Annotated in this window: 20 protein-coding genes and 1 pseudogene; 4 read left to right on the top strand and 17 right to left on the bottom strand. The window is 64.1% G+C overall.

The window, feature by feature from the left end; translation table 11 throughout:
- Positions 1-119 precede the first annotated feature (119 nt).
- Both CJ028_RS15875 and idi read left to right on the top strand, forming a co-directional pair.
- Entirely contained in the window at positions 120-332 is a 213-nt protein-coding gene (locus CJ028_RS15875; protein WP_129590526.1) for a hypothetical protein, read from the top strand.
- Between the two features lie 850 nt (positions 333-1,182).
- A complete protein-coding gene (idi, locus tag CJ028_RS15870) occupies positions 1,183-1,746 on the top strand; it encodes an isopentenyl-diphosphate Delta-isomerase (protein WP_105036185.1) in 564 nt (187 codons plus the stop codon).
- A 277-nt stretch (positions 1,747-2,023) separates the two neighbouring features.
- Here the strand turns inward: idi and CJ028_RS15865 are convergent.
- The 10 genes and pseudogenes from CJ028_RS15865 to CJ028_RS15820 form a co-directional block, all read right to left on the bottom strand.
- Positions 2,024-2,446 (bottom strand): annotated as a pseudogene (locus CJ028_RS15865) (MFS transporter); the annotation flags it as partial.
- An 87-nt stretch (positions 2,447-2,533) separates the two neighbouring features.
- Entirely contained in the window at positions 2,534-3,706 is a 1,173-nt protein-coding gene (gene ygfZ, locus CJ028_RS15860; protein WP_105036183.1) for a CAF17-like 4Fe-4S cluster assembly/insertion protein YgfZ, read from the bottom strand.
- A 64-nt stretch (positions 3,707-3,770) separates the two neighbouring features.
- Entirely contained in the window at positions 3,771-4,322 is a 552-nt protein-coding gene (gene sufT, locus CJ028_RS15855; protein ID WP_105036182.1) for a putative Fe-S cluster assembly protein SufT, read from the bottom strand.
- Between the two features lie 3 nt (positions 4,323-4,325).
- Complete coding sequence (gene sufU, locus CJ028_RS15850; protein WP_105036181.1) at positions 4,326-4,826, bottom strand: Fe-S cluster assembly sulfur transfer protein SufU; 501 nt, start codon at positions 4,824-4,826, stop codon at positions 4,326-4,328.
- Positions 4,823-6,148 (bottom strand): Fe-S cluster assembly protein SufD, encoded by a 1,326-nt coding sequence (gene sufD, locus CJ028_RS15845; RefSeq protein ID WP_205684065.1) that lies wholly within the window; start codon positions 6,146-6,148, stop codon positions 4,823-4,825. Before sufD ends, sufU begins: the two co-directional genes overlap by 4 nt.
- Entirely contained in the window at positions 6,145-6,921 is a 777-nt protein-coding gene (gene sufC / locus CJ028_RS15840) for a Fe-S cluster assembly ATPase SufC (protein WP_105036180.1), read from the bottom strand. Before sufC ends, sufD begins: the two co-directional genes overlap by 4 nt.
- On the bottom strand, positions 6,921-8,384 hold the full coding sequence (gene sufB, locus CJ028_RS15835) for a Fe-S cluster assembly protein SufB (protein WP_105036179.1): 1,464 nt from the start codon (positions 8,382-8,384) through the stop codon (positions 6,921-6,923). Before sufB ends, sufC begins: the two co-directional genes overlap by 1 nt.
- 50 nt (positions 8,385-8,434) lie before the next feature.
- On the bottom strand, positions 8,435-8,755 hold the full coding sequence (gene fdxA, locus CJ028_RS15830) for a ferredoxin (protein WP_092341486.1): 321 nt from the start codon (positions 8,753-8,755) through the stop codon (positions 8,435-8,437).
- Positions 8,752-10,131: a SufS family cysteine desulfurase gene (locus CJ028_RS15825; protein ID WP_105036178.1), complete on the bottom strand. Its 1,380-nt coding sequence runs from the start codon at positions 10,129-10,131 to the stop codon at positions 8,752-8,754. Before CJ028_RS15825 ends, fdxA begins: the two co-directional genes overlap by 4 nt.
- Positions 10,128-10,889, bottom strand: coding sequence for a helix-turn-helix transcriptional regulator (locus CJ028_RS15820; RefSeq protein WP_105036177.1), 762 nt, complete (start codon positions 10,887-10,889; stop codon positions 10,128-10,130). Before CJ028_RS15820 ends, CJ028_RS15825 begins: the two co-directional genes overlap by 4 nt.
- Positions 10,890-11,006: 117 nt before the next feature.
- On the opposite strand from CJ028_RS15820, the gene CJ028_RS21990 reads away from it, so the two are divergent.
- Complete coding sequence (locus CJ028_RS21990) at positions 11,007-11,093, top strand: LysR family transcriptional regulator (RefSeq protein WP_369126452.1); 87 nt, start codon at positions 11,007-11,009, stop codon at positions 11,091-11,093.
- A 308-nt stretch (positions 11,094-11,401) separates the two neighbouring features.
- Entirely contained in the window at positions 11,402-12,292 is an 891-nt protein-coding gene (locus CJ028_RS15810; protein ID WP_105036176.1) for an NAD-dependent formate dehydrogenase, read from the top strand.
- Positions 12,293-12,357: 65 nt separating this feature from the next.
- On the opposite strand, the gene CJ028_RS21015 is transcribed toward CJ028_RS15810, so the two are convergent.
- The 7 genes from CJ028_RS21015 to CJ028_RS15780 form a co-directional block, all read right to left on the bottom strand.
- A complete protein-coding gene (locus CJ028_RS21015; protein WP_161499007.1) occupies positions 12,358-12,513 on the bottom strand; it encodes a hypothetical protein in 156 nt (51 codons plus the stop codon).
- Positions 12,514-12,629: 116 nt separating this feature from the next.
- Positions 12,630-14,159 carry a dipeptide ABC transporter ATP-binding protein gene (locus tag CJ028_RS15805; RefSeq protein ID WP_105036175.1) on the bottom strand — a complete coding sequence of 510 codons (1,530 nt, stop codon included), beginning with the start codon at positions 14,157-14,159 and terminating at the stop codon, positions 12,630-12,632.
- Positions 14,156-15,016, bottom strand: a complete 861-nt coding sequence (locus CJ028_RS15800; RefSeq protein WP_105036174.1) for an ABC transporter permease — start codon at positions 15,014-15,016, stop codon at positions 14,156-14,158. The genes CJ028_RS15805 and CJ028_RS15800 overlap by 4 nt, the downstream gene beginning before the upstream one ends.
- A complete protein-coding gene (locus CJ028_RS15795; RefSeq protein WP_240607350.1) occupies positions 15,013-15,990 on the bottom strand; it encodes an ABC transporter permease in 978 nt (325 codons plus the stop codon). The genes CJ028_RS15800 and CJ028_RS15795 overlap by 4 nt, the downstream gene beginning before the upstream one ends.
- Positions 15,987-17,639: an ABC transporter substrate-binding protein gene (locus CJ028_RS15790; RefSeq protein ID WP_105036173.1), complete on the bottom strand. Its 1,653-nt coding sequence runs from the start codon at positions 17,637-17,639 to the stop codon at positions 15,987-15,989. The genes CJ028_RS15795 and CJ028_RS15790 overlap by 4 nt, the downstream gene beginning before the upstream one ends.
- 127 nt (positions 17,640-17,766) lie before the next feature.
- Entirely contained in the window at positions 17,767-20,043 is a 2,277-nt protein-coding gene (locus CJ028_RS15785) for a hydroxymethylglutaryl-CoA reductase, degradative (protein ID WP_105036172.1), read from the bottom strand.
- Positions 20,040-21,038, bottom strand: coding sequence for a mevalonate kinase family protein (locus CJ028_RS15780; protein WP_161499006.1), 999 nt, complete (start codon positions 21,036-21,038; stop codon positions 20,040-20,042). The genes CJ028_RS15785 and CJ028_RS15780 overlap by 4 nt, the downstream gene beginning before the upstream one ends.
- Between the last annotated feature and the right edge of the window lies 1 nt (position 21,039).

Below are 21,039 nucleotides of genomic sequence, written 5' to 3'. Positions count from 1 at the left end.
TCTAACCGTTGCCATCGTGCCCACACGTCGCGGGTACAAGACGCCCCGAGTGAAGCCGGTGCCGATCGCGACGGGACCCACGCACGTGCGGTCGTGTTATGCCGACGTCGGCATAAGTCGTGGGACGTTACCGATCTGCGCACTCCGTGGCGAGGGAAGCCTTCAAGGCCCACTCGATCTTCGACATCTGGTCTCGCAAGATCGTCGGCTTCCGGGTCGAGAAGCGCGAGAGTGACCATCTAGCGGTGGACATGTTCGAGACCGCGTGGCGAGAGGCCTACCTCAAGCGTGAGCTCACCGTACACGCCCACCACCAGAAGAACCCGGAATGATTCCGCACACAACCGAAAACACCCGCGCGAGCTGGCGTTGTCGGGATCAATTTGCCCGACAAAAATCGCCAGAAGTCAACCCAAGTGACTCAAAACAGCTTGACGTTGATACTGGAAACAGCCGTTCGGAGCATGACCCTCAACTTGGCTGACGGCCCCCGCGAAGGGTCTGTCTTTGCTTTGATCTGCCTGCCCTGGTCGGTGTTAAAGTGTCGGCTGGCCGGGTATGACCTCATAGGAGCTTGACCTCTTCGACCCGGTCTCGTCAACGTCTTGTCTGCCCTACCCGGCCGCCACTTCCCATTCTGAAACACGACCGACGGGAAGTACACCATGAACGATCAGTCTCTGATCGTTGCGGGCGTGGACACGCACCAGAACACGCACTAAGCGGCGGTGATCTCCGTCACTGGGGAACACCTCGGAGCAGCCTAATTCCCCGCTGGCGACGCCGGCTATCGCTCGCTTGAGAGCTTCATCACTTGCCACGACGCACTGCTGCGCGCCGGTGTTGAGGGCACGAACTCATACGGCGCGGCCTTGACCCGGCACCCGACTACCGACATTCCCGAGGAACATTCATGCTTAAAAGCACTAAACCAGCGAAATTCGCCAAAGAATACTCAAAGAAATGTTTTCGCGGACGGCCACCGGCACACACGGCTCGATTTTGGGGCCGGGTATCGGGTCCGTGTCGTTGGTAACGCGTCGACGGCTTGCCCGGCGGATGCCGGATTCGCTCCACGCAAGGTAGAGAATGAAAGTGTCGAAGTGGGTCGACAGAACGATCGAACAGAAATGTGAGCGCGCCGCTGGCGTAGATTTGAACTAGGAGACTTTCAGAGGATGGATGGACGTGGCGCAGGATAGCTTGACCGACGACCGCGACACTCTAGAGGTCGAGACCGTGGTGTTGGTCGCCGAGGACGGAACGCCCATCGGTACGGCCGACAAAGCGCTCGTGCATGACCTCGATACTCCCCTGCACCTTGCTTTTTCCTGCCATGTCTTCGATGAGCACGGGCGCATTTTGGTCACCAGACGGGCGCTGATAAAAAAGGCCTGGCCGGGCGTGTGGACAAACTCCTTCTGCGGTCACCCGGCACCCGGTGAAACCCTGGCGGATGCTGCCCTACGCCGGGCGAGCCATGAACTCGGCATCGGGCTGACCGAACTCACCCTGGTCTTGCCCGATTTTCGGTACCGTGCAGTCGACGCGTCGGGAATCGTGGAAAACGAAATATGCCCGGTTTTCACGGCAGTCACGTACTCGACGGTTGAGCCCCGTGCCGACGAGGTCATGGAATGGCGGTGGGTGCCTCGCGACGACCTTGTGATAGCGGTGCGCACTACCCCGTGGGCGTTCAGCCCCTGGCTGACCCTGCAACTTCCCCTGCTCTTCCCGCACGACTAGTTCGGCCCGATCGAACTCGGTTGTTTCACCCGCGAGCGTCAGCCCGGGACGAAAATGGCCACGTGAACGCTGCATCGGCATCCGGAGTTGCTCGCAAGGTTGTGGTCAGTGCGCCGCTGCGCGCTTTAGCTCGAGATCATTTTGGTGACCATCGGCATCGGCCTGGCCGCCCACTGTTCTGCGCGAGTCGGGCGCGCCCGACTCTCACCGGTGTCAACAGCAGCTCGCGGCTACGCCACCCATCATTCTGCCAGAGCCTGGCCTCGTTTCTCAGGGAGTCTGAAGGTACCGAGCGCGCGACCGGAAGCTCGGCTCCCAGGCCGAGCCCCACGAGGAATCGCCAGGCGATCAGCACGGCCACCGATCCGGAAAGAGCGGATGCTCCCGTCGCCACGCCGTAAACGAGGAGGGTCAGCGCAAATACCTGGCGGCGTCCGATGCGGTCGGCCAATAGTCCACCGAGAACGGCGCCCACTGCCATGCCGACGAAACCGGCGGACGCGATCCAGGATAATTCCATGCCGGTCGTGTTCCACTGCACCGCTAATTGGGCCAGCACGAAGGAGATGAGCCCCACATCCATGGCATCCAACGCCCAGCCTAGGCCGGAGCCGACCAGAAGACGTCGATGCTCCCGCGTAAACGGCAGGGCATCCAATCGGGCGGTACGCGTCAATCGTGCCGGGACGTTCACGGGCACTGCTCGATTGACATTTGCGGGAACTTCGGTGACACGGTTGCCACTTCACTTAGACCAGAACAATCAACCAATATTTTACGCGCGTGATTACCGTGGCACCGAGCCCCGGCGCGGCAGCCGAGAAACGGTTACTGTGGCTGCGGCGCCCGCGTCCGGCGGGACGATCACGACTTGCCTGGCCGGAATATCGCAGCCGGCCGTTCGCACCAAAAGTTCGGCCGTTGGATCGGTGCCGCGTTTGATGACCGCGAGCGCGACCATACCTAATTCAAAATGCCGGGCAACCGAAGTCACCCGCCCGACGATCTGGTCCGCACCGTCTTTGTTCGGTGCCACAACTTCGTCGCCGCGCGAGGGCCGCACACTGTGTTTATCAACACTGTGCGCATCTTCCGGGTAGAGCATCACGAGCCGGCGCGGCGGATGACCGATGTTGTGCACCTTGGCCACCGTCTGCTGGCCGCGATAACCGCCCTTGTTCAGGTGCACGGCTGTGCGCAACCAATCAAGTTCATGGGGAATCGTCTTTTCATCAACCTCCGAGGAAAAAAGCGGCCGCCAGGCTGCTATCCGCAAGGCCTCGAGGGCGTCCAGCCCAGCGACAGGAATATCGGAGGCGACGATCCCCGCCAGGGCGCTTCGCGGCACCAATACCTCGCTGTAGGTCCAGTCCGCCGCCGGATGCCTGGTCGCTTTCGCGTACTGAAATCCACCCGGGCCAACGCTCATCCACCGGTCCCGCCAGACCACGGGAAGCCCATGAGGGGCCGTCACCGGAAGCGGCGGCTGGCCGAGAGTGCCGATGGTCGCGAATTCGATGGAACGATCCATCAGTTCTACCCGCAGCGCGAATTGCATGCTGCCCAACCATGTGAGCAGCCCTGCTACTTCGTTTCGCTCCAGCAGCAGCCACAGATCGGTTCCGTCATCAAACAGGCGCACCGCATAGTCGATCCGCCCGGTCATATTGAGTAGAAGGGTCTCCGAGGATTCGCCCGGCGCCAAACCGGCGACACTCTGGCTGGTCAATGAATTTATCCAGCTGAGGCGATCTGGACCGCTGATGGTAATCACGGCCCGGTGTGAGAGGTCCACGATCGCGGTTCCTGCAGCCAGTGCGCGCTGCTCGGCGAGCGGGTCCCCATAATGGGCGGCCACTCCGGCATCGACCGCCTGGTCGGCACCGACCGCGCCGGGCCGGTTTAGAAATTCGTTGAACACGACCGGCACGTTCCCGACGGAGATCTGCGGAGCGAGCATTCCCTGCGTTGAATTCATCTGTCTCCATTGGGCGCCATCAACTGCCCGATATTGTCGTGCCTGGTTAGTACATTCCGAGTTGGAGCCGAGCGGCTTCCGACATCCGGTCCTGGCCCCACGGTGGGTCCCAGACCAGTTCGATATCGATCTCGCCGACGCCCGGAACCGCCTGAATTGCTGTGCGGGCATCCTCTTTGAGCACATCGCCCATGCCGCAGCCCGGAGCGGTCATTGACATGTTGACTTCGACCCGGTGGGTGCCATCAGGCAGCGGCTCCGCCTGGCACAGATAGATCAGACCCAGATCGACAACATTGATCGGAATTTCCGGGTCGAACACGTTCTTGAGCGCATCGAGCACCTGGTCCAGGTCAAACGGACCGTCATTCATGTTCACGGTTTCGGCGACCGGTCGGCTCAGGCCGAGCGCGGCCGAGTCTTCGGCACTGATCCGAACGAGGTAGCCCATTGAGGTTTGGACGGTGACGCTCGCACCGAGGGTTTGCGTTATGACAACCTGCTCGCCGGCCTGAAGCAGCATCGGTTGCCCGCCCGGAATTACCGTCGCCTGGCAGCTGTGTTCGAGTTCGACGATCTTGTATTGGCCTGAGTCCATCGGCTACTTCTCCGTCCCGACGACACGGCTGCCGTCCGCGCGGTCGTCACCTTCCAGCGCATTGCGCAACGCCTGCCAGGCCAGGGAGGCGCACTTGACCCGGGTCGGGTACTCCCATACGCCAGAGAGCACCGCGAGCTTGCCCACCTCGGCCAATGCCGCTTCCCCCTCGGATTCGCTGGTGAGCATGGTGTGCACGCGAGCGAACAGCGTCAGGGCTTCCTCCTCTGCCAGACCCTTGACGGCCATGGTCATCAGCGAAGCGGATGCCTGGGAAATGGTGCATCCGCTCCCCGTGAAGGCAACGTCGGTGATGACGCCGTCGGTGAGTTGAATGGCGAGAGTCAACTGATCGCCGCATAGCGGGTTAACGGCCTCGATCGAGCACGTCGCACGGTCGATTGTACGAAAATTCCGTGGCCGGCGGCCATGGTCGATGATCATTTCCTGGTAGAGACCCGCGATTCCCGCACTGACCGAAGCGATCCCTGGGCCGGCCGTCATGGAGCGACCACAGTGGCGTCACTCCCGAACCGGGTAGCGACCACGCGTTCCAACTGGGCGCGCAGTGGGTCCAACTCGATCCGGTCCACCATTTCGTGTACAAACGCGTAGATGAGCAGGCCCCTGGCCGCTTCCAGCGGGATGGCACGCGTCTGAAGGTAGAGGAGAGCCTCCTCATCCATTTGGCCCACCGCAGCACCGTGCGTGCACTTCACATCATCGGTATAGATTTCCAGCCGGGGCCTGGTGTCGACTTCGGCGCGGTCGGAGAGCAGTAAGTTCTTGTTCTTCTGGTTCGCATCGGTACCGTCAGCGCCATGACGAACCATAATGTGGCCGTTGAACACACCGTGTGCCCGGCCGTCCAACACTCCCTTATACAGCTGGTGGCTGGTGCAGTCTGTCGCGGCGTGATCGACGAAGATCGTGTTGTCGTGGAGTTGATCGCCCTGGGGCAGGTAGACGCCGTCGAGGCTGACCTCGGCGCCGACGCCATCCAGTTGAACTCGCACCTCGTGCCGGGCTATGCGGGCGCCGAGCATGATGGAACGGGAAGAGAATCGGCTGCCCCGCCCTTGCCGCACGGACAGCAGCGCCACATGGAAAGCACTCGTCGGCTCGTTTTGCACCTTGTAGTGCTCAATGTGGGCGTCTTCGGCGAGGAGGAGTTCGGTGACGGCGTTGGTGCAATACACGTCGGAATCGACCCCGGCGTAGGTCTCGACGATCGTGGCACGAGAGTGCGAATCGGCGATTATCACCGAACGTGGACTGGATATCAGCGGGACTCCACCGGTGTCGGAGAAGTAGACCAGCTGAATCGGCTCGTCCACGATGGTGCCGCTGGGAAGATGAATGAATGCGCCATCCTCGGCCAGAGCGTCATTGAATGCTGCGAAGGCGTGACGCACTCCCGGTGCATGCGCGAAAAAGGGTTCGAGGCGGTCAGGCCCGGCTGCCAGCACCGCGGCCAGGGTCGTGACGACCGCACCGGCTGGCACCCCGGTCACTCGCGAGAATTCGGACGAGAAATGGCCGTTGACGAAGACCAACCGTGGACCACCGAGATCGACCGCAGCCTCGTCGATCATTTCTGCCGTCACCCGGCTGCCAGATGCCACGGTGGAGGCATCGAACGGTACGGCGAGGATCGGGGCCAATCCGGTGTATTTCCAGTCCTCATCCTTGTGGGTCGGGAAGCCGTGCTCACCCACCCACTGGAGGGCGGCTACCCGCGCCTCGGCAAGCCAGGCGGGATCACGCGCGCCGAGCCGAGGTTCAAAGCCAGCGAGCACTCCGCTGGCCGCGCTCAGAACGGTCATCGCGATATCCCGGCCGTGCTCAATCGACCTGCGTCAGCTTCCTGGGTACCGGTGTAGCCGTGCGCTTCGAGCTCGACGGCCAGGTCCTTGCCCCCGGAACGCACGATCCGGCCGGCGGTCATCACGTGCACCTGGTCGGGCACGATGTAGTCCAGAAGGCGCTGGTGGTGCGTGATGACGAGCATGCTGCGGCCTTCGCTCCGGAGGGCGTTCACCCCGCTGGCGACCACCCTCAGAGCGTCGATGTCCAAACCGGAGTCGGTCTCATCCAAAATCGCGAGTTTGGGTTCCAGGATCGCCATTTGCAGGATCTCGTTGCGTTTCTTTTCACCGCCGGAGAATCCCTCGTTGACCGAGCGATTCATGAAGGTCTGGTCCATCTCAACGAGCTTCATCTTCTCCTGAGCCAGCGCCAGAAAGTCCACCGGATCCAGTTCTTCTTCTCCACGCTGGCGGCGCAGGGAGTTCAAGGCGGTGCGCATGAAGTACATGTTTCCGACGCCGGGAATCTCGACCGGATGTTGGAAGGCCAGGAATACACCGGCGGCAGCGCGCTCTTCCGGTGACAAGGTCAGCAGGTCCTGACCCTCATACGTGACGCTGCCAGAGACTAGGTACCCCTCACGGCCGATCAATACACTGGCCAAGGTGCTTTTCCCCGAACCGTTCGGGCCCATGATCGCGTGCACCTCACCCGGTTTCAGTTGCAGGTTCACCCCTCGCAATATTTCTTTGTCCTCGATACTGGCGTGCAGTTCTTCGATTTTCAGCATTAGCCAACGCTTCCTTCCAGGCTTACGGTTAACAGTTTTTGCGCCTCAACGGCGAATTCCATGGGCAGCATCTTGAAAACTTCACGGCAGAAACCGTTCACAATCATCGACACCGCCTCTTCTTCCGGGATACCCCTCTGCCGGCAGTACAGGAGTTGTTCCTCGCCGATTTTGGAGGTCGATGCCTCGTGCTCAACCTGCCCGGTCTGGTTCTTCACCTCGATGTACGGAAGCGTGTGTGCACCGCTGTCCTTGCCGATCAACAGGGAATCGCACTGGGTGAAATTGCGGGCTCCGACGGCCGAATGTCGCATGTCCACCAGACCGCGGTAGGTGTTCTGCCCGTGACCGGCTGAAATAGCCTTCGAGATGATGGTGCTCTTGGTGTTCTTGCCGATGTGCACCATCTTGCTGCCGGTATCCGCTTGCTGACGTCTGGCCGTCAATGCCACCGAGTAGAACTCGCCGACCGAGTTGTCACCCTTAAGAACCACGCCGGGGTACTTCCAGGTGATCGAGGAGCCGGTTTCAACCTGGGTCCAGGAAATCTTTGCGTTGCGGCCGGAAGCCATACCCCGTTTGGTGACGAAGTTGTACACGCCGCCGTTGCCGTCGGCATCTCCGGGATACCAGTTCTGCACCGTCGAGTACTTGATCTGGGCATCGTTCAGTGCCACCAGCTCAACCACGGCGGCGTGCAGCTGGTTCGTATCACGAACAGGCGCCGTGCAGCCCTCGAGATAGCTGACATAAGCGCCCTCTTCGGCGATGATCAGGGTTCGCTCGAACTGGCCGGTGTCGGCGGCGTTGATGCGGAAGTAGGTGGACAGCTCCATCGGGCAGCGCACGCCCTTAGGGATGTAACAGAACGAACCGTCGGTGAACACCGCCGCGTTCAGGCAGGCGAAGAAGTTGTCATTGTACGGAACCACGGAGCCGAGGTACTGACGCACCAGATCCGGATGCTCCTGAACGGCTTCCGAGAAGGAGCAGAAGATCACTCCGACCTCGGCCAACTTGTCTTTGAACGTCGTGGCAACCGAGACCGAATCGACGATCGCGTCGACCGCCACGCCGCTGAGACGCTCCTGCTCACCGAGCGAAATGCCGAGCTTGTCGAACATCTCCCGCAGCTCCGGGTCGACCTCGTCCATGCTCTCCACGCGTTTTTTCGGCTTGGGAGCGGCGTAGTAAATGATGTCCTGGTAGTCGACCGGCCCATAGGTGACGTGCTGCCAGGTCGGTGCCGTGAGCGTGGTCCAGTGCCGGTAGGCACGGAGCCGCCATTCCAACAGCCAATCCGGCTCATTTTTCTTGCTCGAAATCAGTCGGATGATGTCTTCGTTCAGCCCGCGGGGTGCGACGTCAGTTTCGAGATCGGTCACAAATCCATACTGGTATTCCTGGTTCGCTAATTCGCGGACCTCGTCAGAGATACCAGTCGAGGTTGTGGGTGCACTCATTTCGTCTCCATGTCAGTTGTTGTTGGCTGCGAGCAGCCCGATCGTTTCGGTCAGCGACGCTGTGAGGGAAGTGCCGCGATCAGCGGGTGATCCTTGGCGTATGGGCCGACCTTGGCCGCTCCACCCGGGGAGCCGATGTCGTCGAAGAACTCAACGTTGGCCTTGTAGTAGTCGGCCCACTGCTCCGGCACGTCATCTTCGTAGAAGATCGCCTCGACCGGGCAGACTGGTTCACAGGCTCCGCAGTCGATGCACTCATCGGGGTGGATGTAGAGCGCCCGGTCACCCTCATAAATGCAATCGACGGGGCATTCATCAATACATGCCCTGTCCTTGACGTCCACGCAGGGCAAGGCGATGACGTAGGTCACAGTACCTCCACCCCGAACACCGCGGGGACCTGGTCGAGAGCGTTGAGCAACACGGTGATCTCGGCCACCGTGTTGTAGGCGGCGAAGGTCACTCGCGTGGTCGCGGCCACGTCCAGACGCTGGTGTAATGGCCAGGCGCAGTGGTGGCCGACTCGCACCGCGACTCCGGCATCGTCGAGGATTTGGCCAACGTCGTGCGCGTGCACGCCGTCGACCACAAAAGACACCACACCGGTACGGTCCGCACCGTCGACCGGTCCGATGACACGGATCCAGGGGCGTTGGGCCAGGCCGGCCAGCAGGACTTCGGTGAGGGCCTGCTCATGGGCGCTCACCCGCGGCATCCCCAACCGGGTCAGGTAATCACAGGCCGCAGCCAGGCCAACGGCCTGCGCGGCCACCGGGACACCCGCCTCGAAACGTTGCGGCGGCGCAGCGTAGGTTGAGCCCTCCATGTGCACGGTGTGGATCATCGAGCCTCCGGTGAGGAAGGGGGGCATGGCTTCCAGGAGGCCAGAGCGGCCCCAGAGCACACCGACCCCGAGGGGGCCGAACATTTTGTGACCACTGAAGGCCAGCAAGTCGACGTCGAGATCGACGACGTCGATCCCCAGGTGCGGCACCGACTGGCTGGCGTCGAGCACGGTCAGAGCCCCGACCTTCCGGGCCCGAGCCACAATGGCCGAAACCGGATTGATGGTACCCAAAACATTGGACACGTGCGTGAAGGCGACCACCTTGGTACGGTCACTGATGACCGTCTCCAAATCGTTCAGGTTTAAGCGACCGTCATCGGTGACACCGATCCACCGCAGGGTAGCGCCGCTGCGCCGGGCAAGTTCCTGCCAGGGAATGAGATTGGCATGATGCTCCATCTCGGTGATCACGATCTCGTCGCCCACGCCGAGCTTGAAGCGCGCCGCGACATCCGCTTCGACGCCGTCCATGGCCCCGGTAGCGGCCGCGTTGCTGAACGAATACGCCACGAGATTCAGGGCTTCGGTGGCGTTCTTGGTGAACACCACCTCCTTAGTTTGTGCACCGATGAACCGTGCAACGGTCGCGCGCGCCGATTCAAATGCTTCGGTGGCTTCCTCGGCCAGCTGATGAGCACCACGGTGAACCGCGGAGTTGTGTTGCTCATAGAAGGTGCGTTCGGCATCGAGTACCTGGTGCGGTTTGTGTGACGTGGCCCCGGAGTCCAGGTACACCAATGGTTTCCCGCCACGCACGAGACGCGAGAGAATTGGGAAGTCGCTACGGATGGCGGCCGACTCCTCGATGCTGAATGCCGCGTTCGCGCCGACGTCAGAATTGATGGCCTCGGGGCGGGTGATCGGATGCACTCCCGTGATTAGTCCTGCACTGGTACTCATACATTTGTCCCGTCGTTACAATTGTTCGTGTCGGAGCTGGTAGTCGTGGCCAGAGCGTCAAGGGGGATGAACGTCGCGCAGCTGTGTGCGCCCCCAGCCAGAGTCGTGCGTCGTTGAACCGGAACTCCGAGCAGCCGGGAGAAAGCCTCGGTCTCGGCGTCGCAGAACTCCGGAAACTCAGCCGCGACATGCAGAACGGGGCAGTGCCCCTGACACAGCTGCACACCATTCGCTGGCAGGTCAGCTCCGACCGGCCGGATCGTCGCCGCGAAACCTTCATCGCTCAGTACCGACGCCAGTGCCTCTGCACGGGCGCGGACATTTCCGCCGGTCGAGGGCAGTTGTGCGGCATAGCCTCGCTCGAGTTGTGCGCTGCGTTCACGGGCGAACTCGCCAACGGCATCCGCTCCGGCGCGTTCGGCGAGAAAGCGTAACGCCGAGGTCGCCACATCGGCGTAGTCAGCCCCCAGACCGGCATGACCGGACGCGGAGAGGACATAGGCGCGGGCCGGCCGGCCGCGGCCACCTGACGTCGCGGGCACGTGTTCTTCGACGGCGCCTTCCTCGGCGAGCTGGTCGAGGTGGCGGCGAACGGCGGCGGGCGTCAGTCCCAAGCGCGCGGCCAGATCGGCTGCGGTCAGTGGGCCATCCTCGGCGAGCATCTGCCGCACGCGGTCCCAGGTGCGTTCCTCCAGACCATTCGCTCCAGGGTTCGACCCGTCTGTGCCAGCGGTTCCGCGGCGGTGAGCTATTAACATGACATAAGCATGTCCTAATTCAGCTCGGCTGGCAAGTTAACGCGCCGGTCCACCGCCTGGCAGCAACTAGAGTCGAGCAGGCGGTGGGGTCGTTACCCTCGAGTCAAAGGAGAACGCGTGCTTTTTCGCCAACTGGAATATTTTGTCGCTGTCGCACGGGAACGACACTTCGCGCACGCGGCTGCGGCCTGTCATGTTTCCTAGCCCGCCCTTCACGCGGGAATCAGCAAGCTGGAGCAGGAACTCAATGTCTCACTGATCAACCGTGGTCATGCTTTTGAGGGGTTGACGCCGGAGGGCGAACTCGTGGTGATGTGGGCCAAACGGATTGTGGCGGAGCGTGACACGCTCAAGGCGGAGGTGCCCGCACTCAAATCCGGCGTGACCGGCGTACTGCGTCTTGGCGTCGTGCCCAGCGCATCGACAACGGTCGCGCTACCGGTTGCGGCGTTCTGTGCCGCGCATCCGCTGGGCGCGACACCTGCCAAACCGGCGTCACAGAAAGAGGCCACATGGCCAAGATTCTTCTTGTCCTTTACCCAGATTCCGTCACCGGGTACCCGCCGCAGTGCGCACGCGACAGCATCCCTGTACTTGATGACTACCCAGAACGGGAGCTCGCGAGCGCTGACATCGTGATTTCCCAACCATTCTGGCCGGCCTATTTGACCGCAGAAAGGATCGCGGAGGCGCCAAAATTGAAGCTCGCGATCACGGCCGGCATCGGTTCGGATCACGTTGATCTCGACGCAACAATCATCCACGGCATCACCGTGGTCGAAGAGACCTATAGCAACAGCATCAGTGTCGCCGAGCACGCTGTTATGCAAGTCCTCGATCTCGTTCGCAACTACCTCCCCTCGCACGAATGGGTCGTCAATGGTGGCTGGAACATAGCCGACAGCGTCGAGCGCGCCCATGACATCGAGGGAATGAACGTCGGTGTCATCGCGGCCGGCCGCATCGGTCGTGCCGTTCTGCGCCGACTCGCACCCTTTGATGTTCACCTGCACTACACCGACAAGAACAGGCTGTCCACCGAAATCAAGCGCGAACTTGGGCTGACCTTCCACCCGGATGCGGCCTCGGTCGTGCGGGCCGTCGACGTGGTATCGATCCATGCACCGCTGCATCCGGAGACGCATCACCTCTTCGACGACGCCCTGATCTCATCAATGAAACGAGGCTCGTACATCGTGAACACGGCCCGAGCCGAGATCACCGACCGTGACGCGATCGTTCGCGCGTTGGAATCCGGGCAAATCGCCGGATATGCCCGCGACGTCTGGTATCCGCAGCCGCCAGCGGCCGACCACCCCTGGCGCACGATCCCGGACAACGGCATGACCCGCCACGTGTCCGGGTCGTTTCTGTCCGCTCAGACAGCGAGAGCACCGATGTAGCACTGGGGAAGGCCGCGGTGACTGCGGTGGGATTCCAATCCGCTGGTTTGGAACTGCTGCCCGGGTCAGAGCGTGGTCAGCAGCTGCTCACGCACCTGTTTGCGCAGGATCTTGCCGAGCAGGCGCGCGGGGTTGCATCCACCGGTGATAGTGAGTGCCCTAGCGCGGTCGACGATCGTGGGGAAGCCGTCCTCGTCGACGGTCGCGACGTCCCCGGTCACGACGCCAGCCGTCCGGGAACAGCGTGGTTCTCTCCCGGGTCGTGGCACGCGTTCCAACCAGTGCCGCGGTCGCAAACACGTGCCGCGAGCGCCGGGTCACCGCAGAAACGTCGGTTTTACCGGTGGGCGGCGAGCAACTCGCGGGTGAACGGATGCTGCGGCGCCGCAAAGAGATCGACCGCTGGCCCCTGCTCCACAACAACGCCCTCCTTCATCACGAGGATCTCGTGGCTCAGTGCCCGAACCACGGCGAGGTCGTGCGAGATGAACACCATGGCGAGTCCGGTGGATTCCTGGAGAGAAGCCAGCAGCGCGAGCACCTGGGATTGAACCTGCGCGTCGAGCGCCGAGACCGGCTCGTCGCACACCAGGATGCTCGGCCGCCGGGCGAGCGCCCTGGCGATCGCCACGCGCTGCCGCTGCCCGCCGGAGAGCTCGTGCGCGCGCCGGCCAAGCAGCCCGGTCGCCAGCGCCACCTGCGCGAGCAATTCCACCGCCCGAGCTGTACGCCACTGGCGCGAAATCCCGTCGAGAGCGATAGCCTCCGACAGAATCTGCAGCACCGTCGCCCGCGGGTCGAAGGCGCTCAGCGAGTCCTGGTGAATGATTTGGAGACGTCCCCGCCGGGCCCGGCGCTGGGATTCCGGCAGGCCGCTCCAGGGCTCGCCGTGCAGCAGCACCGAACCATGGTCGGGCGACTGCGTGCCCAGCAGCATCCGTGCCACGGTACTCTTACCCGAGCCTGACTCGCCCACGATACCCACGGTGTGGCCGGCTCGCAGTTCGAACGAGACCCCGTCGACGGCCGTCAGCGTTCCGTATGTCTTGGCGAGGTCATGTGCGGCGAGCACCACGGGGCCCGGCTTCGGCGCCGTGGCCGTGCCCAGCGCGGCAGCGGCCAGCAACTGACGAGTATACGGATGCTGCGGCGCGGCAAACAGGGCGGCCGCGGCCTGCACTTCCACGAATCGGCCGTCCTTCATGACCGCCACCTGGTCGGCCAGCTGGCAGATGATCGACAGGTCATGGCTGATCAGCAACAGGGCGAGGCCAGATTCCTTCAGCTCACGCAGCAGTCGCACGACCTGCGCCTGCACCGTCGCGTCGAGAGCTGTCGTGGGTTCGTCGGCGATCAGCAGCGACGGCGATGCCGCCAGTGCCGCGGCGATAAGCGCGCGCTGGCGCAGCCCGCCGGAGAGCTCGTGCGGGTACTGCCGGGCACGCCGGGCCGGATCGGGCATGGCAACCTGCCGGAGCAGCTGCAGCACTCGGCGAGAACGGTCGACACGGCCGAGCTGCGGTTCGTGCACCTCGAGCGGTTCGGCCACCTCGGCGCCCACTCGGCGCAGCGGGTCGAGAGACACCAGGGCATCCTGGCTCACGAGCCCTACCCGCGCCCCACGGAGGCCCCGCCAGCCTTGAGGGGAGAGCGCGCGGGCGTCGACGCCAGCCACCGTCAGTTCGTCGGCGGTGACCCCGGAGCCGGCGAGCCCGATCAGGCTACGCGCTGTCAGGGTCTTACCGGCACCGGACTCCCCCACGATGCCGAGGCACTGCCCAGCCTCGATGCGAAACGACACCCCATCGACCACGGCGGCCCCGCCCGGCACGACGACGCGCAGGTTGCGCACACTCACGACGCTCATCGTTGCCGCCCCGCCGCGCTGGCCTGCAGATGCCGTCCGAGAACGCTCGTCGAGACCACGGTCGCGGTGATCACGAGTCCAGGGAACACAGCGATCCACCAGGCTGTAGCGAGAAAGTTGCGTCCCTCGGAGAGAATGAGCCCCCACTCCGGTGTGGGCGGCTTCGGTCCGAGGCCGAGAAAACTGAGGCCGGCGGCGGCCGTGATGGCCGTACCGATTCCCATTGTGGCCATCACGAGCAACGGCCCGAGCGTGTTCGGCACCACGTGCCGCAGCACGGTGACCGCCGGCGGCACCCCGAGTGTGCGGGCGGCCTCCACGTAGCCGGCCCGCTTCACCACCAGGGTCTGTACCCGGGCGACGCGGGCATATGACGGAATCACCGCGATGGCGACCGCGATCAGCAGACTCGCCTCCCCCGGCCCGATGATCGCTATCACGATCAGCGCTAGCAGAAACTCCGGAAACGCCATCACGATCTCGATCGCCCGGCTCAATACACCGTCGCCGACCCGGCGCATCAGCCCGGCCAGAGAGCCGATCACCAGGCCCGCCAGGAGGGCAATCAGGGTAGCCCCGAAGCCGATCACGAGCGAGTAGCGCGAGCCATAGATGACACGTGCGAACACGTCGCGGCCGGCCTGGTCAGTTCCAAACGGATGCCCAGGGCCGGGCGCCAGCAGCGCAGCGCCGATGTCCGTGCGCACGGGATCAGTTCCGGTGAACAACCGAGGAAACAATGCGGACAGCAAGAGGAGCAGTAGGAAGCCGGCGGCCACCCAGAGGGCCGGTGTGGGAATCCGGGTCACGCGTCGGGTGCGGGCGGTTCGGGAGCGCGCGGCGGCGAGAATGCTCACGCGTAGGCCTGCTCGGTCGCCAGGCGCGGGTCGAGACGGTCGGCCACGAAGTCGACCAGCAGGTTGACCAACGAGAACGACACTGCGGCGAGCACAATAATGCCCAGCACCACAGGCACATCCCGATTGACGATGGCGTTCAGGGCCACGCGTCCGAGTCCGGGACGGGCGAAGACGGTCTCTACCAGCACCGAACCGCCGAGCAAGGAACCGACGATGTAGCCCGTGAGGGTGACGCTGTTCGCTGCGGCGTGGCGCAGGGTATGCCGCAGCACGAGGCGGGTCTGGCTCGCTCCACGGGCGCGCACGGTGTCGACAAAGGGCAGAGCGGCCGCGTCGTCGAGGCCCTGGCGCAACACCTGGCTGAGAATGCCGGCCACCGGAATGGCGAGGGTCACGGCGGGCAGCACGAGCGCGCCAAACCCGGCGGTGGCGACCACGGGGAACCAACCCAGTCCGAAGCCGAAAACACCAATCAGCACCAGACCGATCCAAAAGGTGGGCGAGGACACCGCCACGAGCTCGAGCAGGCCAGCCATCGGGCCGGTGCGCCTGCCGCGGCCGAGCAGCGCCGACCCGACCGCGAGCAGCACGGCGAACGCGATGGCGAGGCCCATCAGTTGCATCGTCGGCGCGAGTTGCTGGCCGATCACCGCGACGACGGGTTGTTGCATGCGATACGACGTGCCGAGGTCACCCTGCAGCAGGCGGCCGAGGTAGTGGAAATACTGCAGGAGAAGCGGGTCGACGAGGCCCCAGTCTGCTCGGATCTGGTCGCGCACTCGCTGCGACACGTTGCCGAGCCCCACGAGCACGTTCACCGGGTCGCCGGGGATCAACCGCAGCGAGAAGAAGCCCACGGTGGCGGCGCCCCACACCACGAGGATCATGCCGCCGATCCGGCCGATCCGGCCGACCAGGCGGGCGCCCGGTCGGCCGGATCGACGCGCACGGCCCTCGCGGTGCGCGGTCACGGCGCGGTCGTGAGGGACGCCTCGTAGAAGAGCGGCTGCCCGTACAGATCGAAGCTCAAGTTCTCGATGGTCTTGCTGTAGGCGGTGATGGCGGTGGGCACCGTGATCGGCACCATGACCACATGGGTCGCGTTCCACTGCTGCAGCTGCTGGTAGAGCGCTTCGCGTTCGGTCGGATCGCTCGTGGCGATGGCGTCGTCGAGCAGCTGGTCGACGACCGGGTCGGCCGTAGACGAGCCGTTCTTATAGCCGCCGCTGTGCAGGTGGGCGCGCAGGACGTCGGCGTCGACGCTGGGGAAACTCCAGTCGGACAGGTCATAGTCGCGTGCGTCGAAGGCCTCGTAGTATTGGGCGATCTCACGGTTGTCGCGCACGATTTCGAACCCGATGTCGCGCAGGTCAGACTGCACCACGTCGCCGAGGCTTGCGTTGGCGTCGGAGACCGGGGTGTAGGCGAGCCACTGGGCGCTCAGTCGGGCTCCACCTTTAGTGCGGTAGCCCTCGGAGTCGCGCTCGGTCCAGCCGGACGCATCAAGCAGCGCATTGGCCTGGTCTGGGTCGAACGCCCAGCTGTCTTCGAGGCTCGGGTCGTAGGAGTTGGGCGTGGCCGGGGAGAGGATGCTCCAGGCTCGCTCCGCCTGTCCCTGGTAGATGGTCTCGACGGCCGGACCGATGTCGACCCCGAGCGCGAAGGCACGGCGCACGTTCTCGTCGGCGAAGACGCCGTGCGCCTCGTTCAGGAACAGGGTGTACGGCAGGCCAGGCATCGTCACGTTCTGGATGGTGAAGTCGTCGCCGATCTGGCTGACTGTGTTCGGAGTGATGTCGCTGGCGATCTGTGCCTGGCCGCTCGTGAGGGCGCCCGTGCGCACCGAGGATTCGGGAAGGATGCGGAACTCGAGCGTGTCGATGGCGGGCGCGCCCTGATGGGAGCTGCCCTCCGGCGCCCAGTCGTAGTTTTCATTTGCGGTGAAGACGATGCTCTGGTCTGGCGTATATTCGCTCAGCACGTAAGGTCCGGTTCCCACCGAAATGCCCGGTCCACCGGCCGAAAGCTGCGCCGCGTTGTCCCGCAGAGTGGCCGGCGAGTAGAAGCCAAGCTTGGCGGTGCTCACCGCCTGCAGGAATGGCGCGTATGGCTGGCTGAAGTTCACCCGAACGGTGAATTCGTCGATGACCTCGGTGCCAGCGTAGAAGCCGCCGGTTTCGGCGTACCCGATCAGACTGGCAGCATCCGCTGACGCCGTCTCTGGGGCGACGACGTGCTCGAAATTAGCCTTGACGGCCTCGGCGTTGAAGGGTTCGCCGTCGTGGAACGTGACATCGCCCCGCAGATCGAACGTGTAGTGCAGGCCGTCGTCGGAGATCTGCCAGGACGTGGCGAGCCATGGCACGAACGAACCGTCGGCTTTCTCATAGACGAGGGAGTCGAAGGAGTTGCGCATTACGAGGGCGGTGGCCTGGAACGCCGACGAGTGGATGTCCATCTTGCCGCCGCTGAGCGTGCCGCCGTTGATGGCGTAGGTCAGCGTGTTCGCGTTGGCGGGGGCATTCGGGGAGGTGGCAGCGCATCCGGAAACCAGAGCGATGGTGGCAATGACGGCGGCGGCGGCGCGAAGTCGGGATGTTGAATGTGCACGAGTGCGCATAGGTGGGGTCTCTTCTCAGGTACTGGTCGAACGGTGACGCATGTTGACTCCGCCTGGCGGTGGGCTATTAACATGACGTAAGCATGTCCTAATTTAACAGCGACAGCAAATAACCGTCACCAACTATCTACCGAATCTCGGTCAGGTAGGTGGTGTAACCGGCCCCGCGCAAGGCGGCACGGATCGGTTCAGCGCCAGCGGACCCAGCCACGGCGATCATCGCGCCGCCGCCGCCTCCGCCGGTCAGCTTGGCACCGAGGGCACCGGCCCGGCGGGCGATGGCGACCATCTGCTCGAGCTCGGGACTCGAGACTTGCAGGGCATTGAGCAGGCCCTGGTTGATGTTCATCAGCTCGCCCAGTTCGACAGTGTCGCCCCGGCGCAGGGCGTCGGCCCCCTCCCCGACCAGAGAGTCGATCTGATCGAAGATCGCATCGTAACGCGCGGGGCGCTGCCGCCACGCCGCGCGCACGGCGGCCACCGTGTGCGCGGTCAGGGCGTGCACACCGGTGAGACCGATCACAATCGGGATCGGATTCGGTGTGACGATGTCGCGGATTTCGTGACCACTCGGAGCATCCGTTTTTTGAAAAAGAATCGGACGGCCGAACGTGGCAACGGTGTTGTCGATGCCGGACGGTGTGCCGTGCACAATCTTTTCGCACTCAAATGCCAAACTCGACACTTGCTCGTCGCTGAGCCGAATGGAGAAGCACTCGGCGGTCGCCCGGATGAGAGCGACGGCGAACGCGGCCGACGCCCCTAGACCGCTCGCTCGCGGCAGCTCAGAAAACACGTCGACCCGCACGCCGGATTGCGGCAAACCCAGACGTGCGGCGATCAACGTGGCGACCCGGTGTGAGACGTCGGCGCTGATCGGTTCCTGCACCGAACCATCCGCGTCCCAGTCGGTGATGATCGGCGCCTGCCCCGGCTCGCCGCGCCCGACCTCGGCGCGCACCGTGAGGCCGATGGGCGCGGCGATGGCCCGCCGACCGTACACCACTGAGTGTTCCCCGAGCAGGATGATCTTGCCGTAACCGACGTGCCCGCCCGCACCCTGCGGTGCACGCGTGGGGGGCATGGCTGTTACTGCGGCGGCGGGGGCGCTGGCGGCCAGCGGCGGGGCTTCAAGGTCTGCCAGAATTTGCCGCGCCTTCCACACCTTAATCTCGCCGCCGACGACGAGCTGCTCCACAACCTCATCGAAGCGCGCCGGGCTGGTGCCGGCGGCCACCGCGACCGCCCGGGCGTGCAAGCGCATGTGCCCGTGTTGGATTCCCGTGGTGGAGAGCGCTTTGAGCGCCGCCAGGTTTTGGGCCAGCCCCGCCGCCGCCATGACCTCGGCCAGTTCGCGCGCCGACCCGATTCTCAGGATGCTGTGGGCGATTTGCACGGCCGGGTTTGATTCCACCTGCCCGCCGACCGTGCCCACCTTGAGCGGCATCGTCAGCTCGCCGACCAGGTCACCAGCCGAGTTCGCCCGCCAGGTCGACAACGGCGCGTAGTGTTCACCGCGAGCGGCATAGGCGTGGGCAGCCGCTTCGATGGCTCGCCAGTCGTTGCCGGTCGCGACGGCGTCGATGACGTTCATGATGCCCTTGTTGTGGGTGGTAGCCCGGTAGGGATCCAGCTCGGCGAATTCGGCAGCCAGAATGATGCCGTCACGAACGCGGTCACCGGAGTACTCCCCGGTGGCCAGCGCTGCCTGCGGGATGACCGCGCGGGCACGCACGAGGGCACGATCAGTCAGGTTCGAGAGAATGCGCAGGAACACCCGCCCCGTGCTGATTTGCTCGACCAGGGGCGCAATGCTCTCGCACATTGAGTTGACGAGATTCGCCCCCATCGCATCGCGGGTATCGACCAGCAGGTGCACGACCAGCAGCTCACCGTTCTGCGCCGTCGCTCCCCGCGAATACACCTCGACACCGCGCGCGCCGCCGCCGCGGGCGACCATCTTCGCGTGGCCGCTGTTGGCGAGCCGCAGAATTTGTTCCGTCTGCGCGAGCAGAGCTAGACGCGCCAACGCCGGGTCGGCGACGTCAACGACCTGCACCTGGCCGATTAGTAGCGGCTCATCGGCCGTGCTGGTAAAACCGCCGTTTTGGCGCACCAGAAGTGCGGTGGAACTGACCGCCGCCACGATGGACGGTTCCTCCACCACCATGGGAATCAGGTAGTCGCGACCGTTGATCTGAAAATTGAGCCCGAGCCCCATTGGCAGGGAAAACACGCCGATCACGTTTTCGGTCAGTCGGTCAGCGGTTTCGGCGTCGAGCAGCCCGGTACCCGGCTGCAACATGGCATAGTCGGCATCGTTCAACGCGCCGCGTTTGTGCAACAAATCCAGTCGTTTCTGCACCGACAGCTGATAGAACTTCGCGATGCGGGAGCCGGTCATGACCGGGCCCCTGGCGCGCCGAATTCAAATGGCACAACGGATGCCCCGGCGTCGGCCAGCGCACGTTCGAGGCGTTCGGCGGGCGCGCCGCTCGCGCTGAAGGCGAGCCCGACGTCGCCGCCGCCGGCGCCGGAGGTCTTGAACACGCCGCCAGCACGCTCGGCCACCGCGCGTAGCTCAAGGTGGCGCTCGGTCACGATGCCGGCCTGGGCGTGGGCGTCGAGCAGGGCCAGCGCCCTGAAGTAGTCATCGACCAGGCGCAGAAAACCGTCGCGGTCGGCGAGCGCTGAGCACGCCGAGTGGGCGAGGCGGATCAGGCGCGCCAGGTCCTGGTCGTGCTGCGCCGGATTCTGCACGGCAAAATCGTTGACCCGACCGACCAGATCGGTCGTCGCCGAGCCAGCACCGGTAACCACGGCCACAACGCTGAGGTCGCTGGGCCACTGCATCTGCACGGGCGGCGTCTCGACGGTGTAGGAGAGCAGACCGCCGTACACGCTCGCGGCGACATCCCCGCCACTGCCCGTGCCGTGTTGCGCGGCCCGATGGGCCGAATTGGCCAGAGTGAACAGCGCCTCCCGATCGAGGTGAAGCCCGGAGGCTTCTGCCAGGGCCGCAGTGAGCGCGCTGGCCACCGCGGCGCTTGATCCGAGCCCCAATTTATGGCCATCGCGCACGAATGACGAGCTGTCCATGCTGATCTCAAACGGGCCAGAGCCGGCTGTACCCGCCCGCACCGCCACACGCACCGCGTCGAACAGGCGCAGGGTCGAACGGGTATGCGCGTCGAGGGTGGCGGGAAGGCGACCTTCCTCATCGAGGTCGAGATGCTGGATGCCCACGCTGGGGGCGTGCAGCCGCCACGACCCGGCAGGTGTGACGGTAACGGTCACCCGACGATCGACGGCTGCCAGCAGCGCCGGCGCCCCGTGCAAGACGGCATACTCCCCAAGCAGAAACAATTTTCCGGGTGCCGACGACGAAAAGGATGCCACG

The organism is Cryobacterium aureum (assembly GCF_002954245.1).
GTDB lineage: Bacteria > Actinomycetota > Actinomycetes > Actinomycetales > Microbacteriaceae > Cryobacterium > Cryobacterium aureum.
Note: the sequence above shows the minus strand (reverse complement) of the source record. Positions and strands in the feature narration are given on the sequence as shown.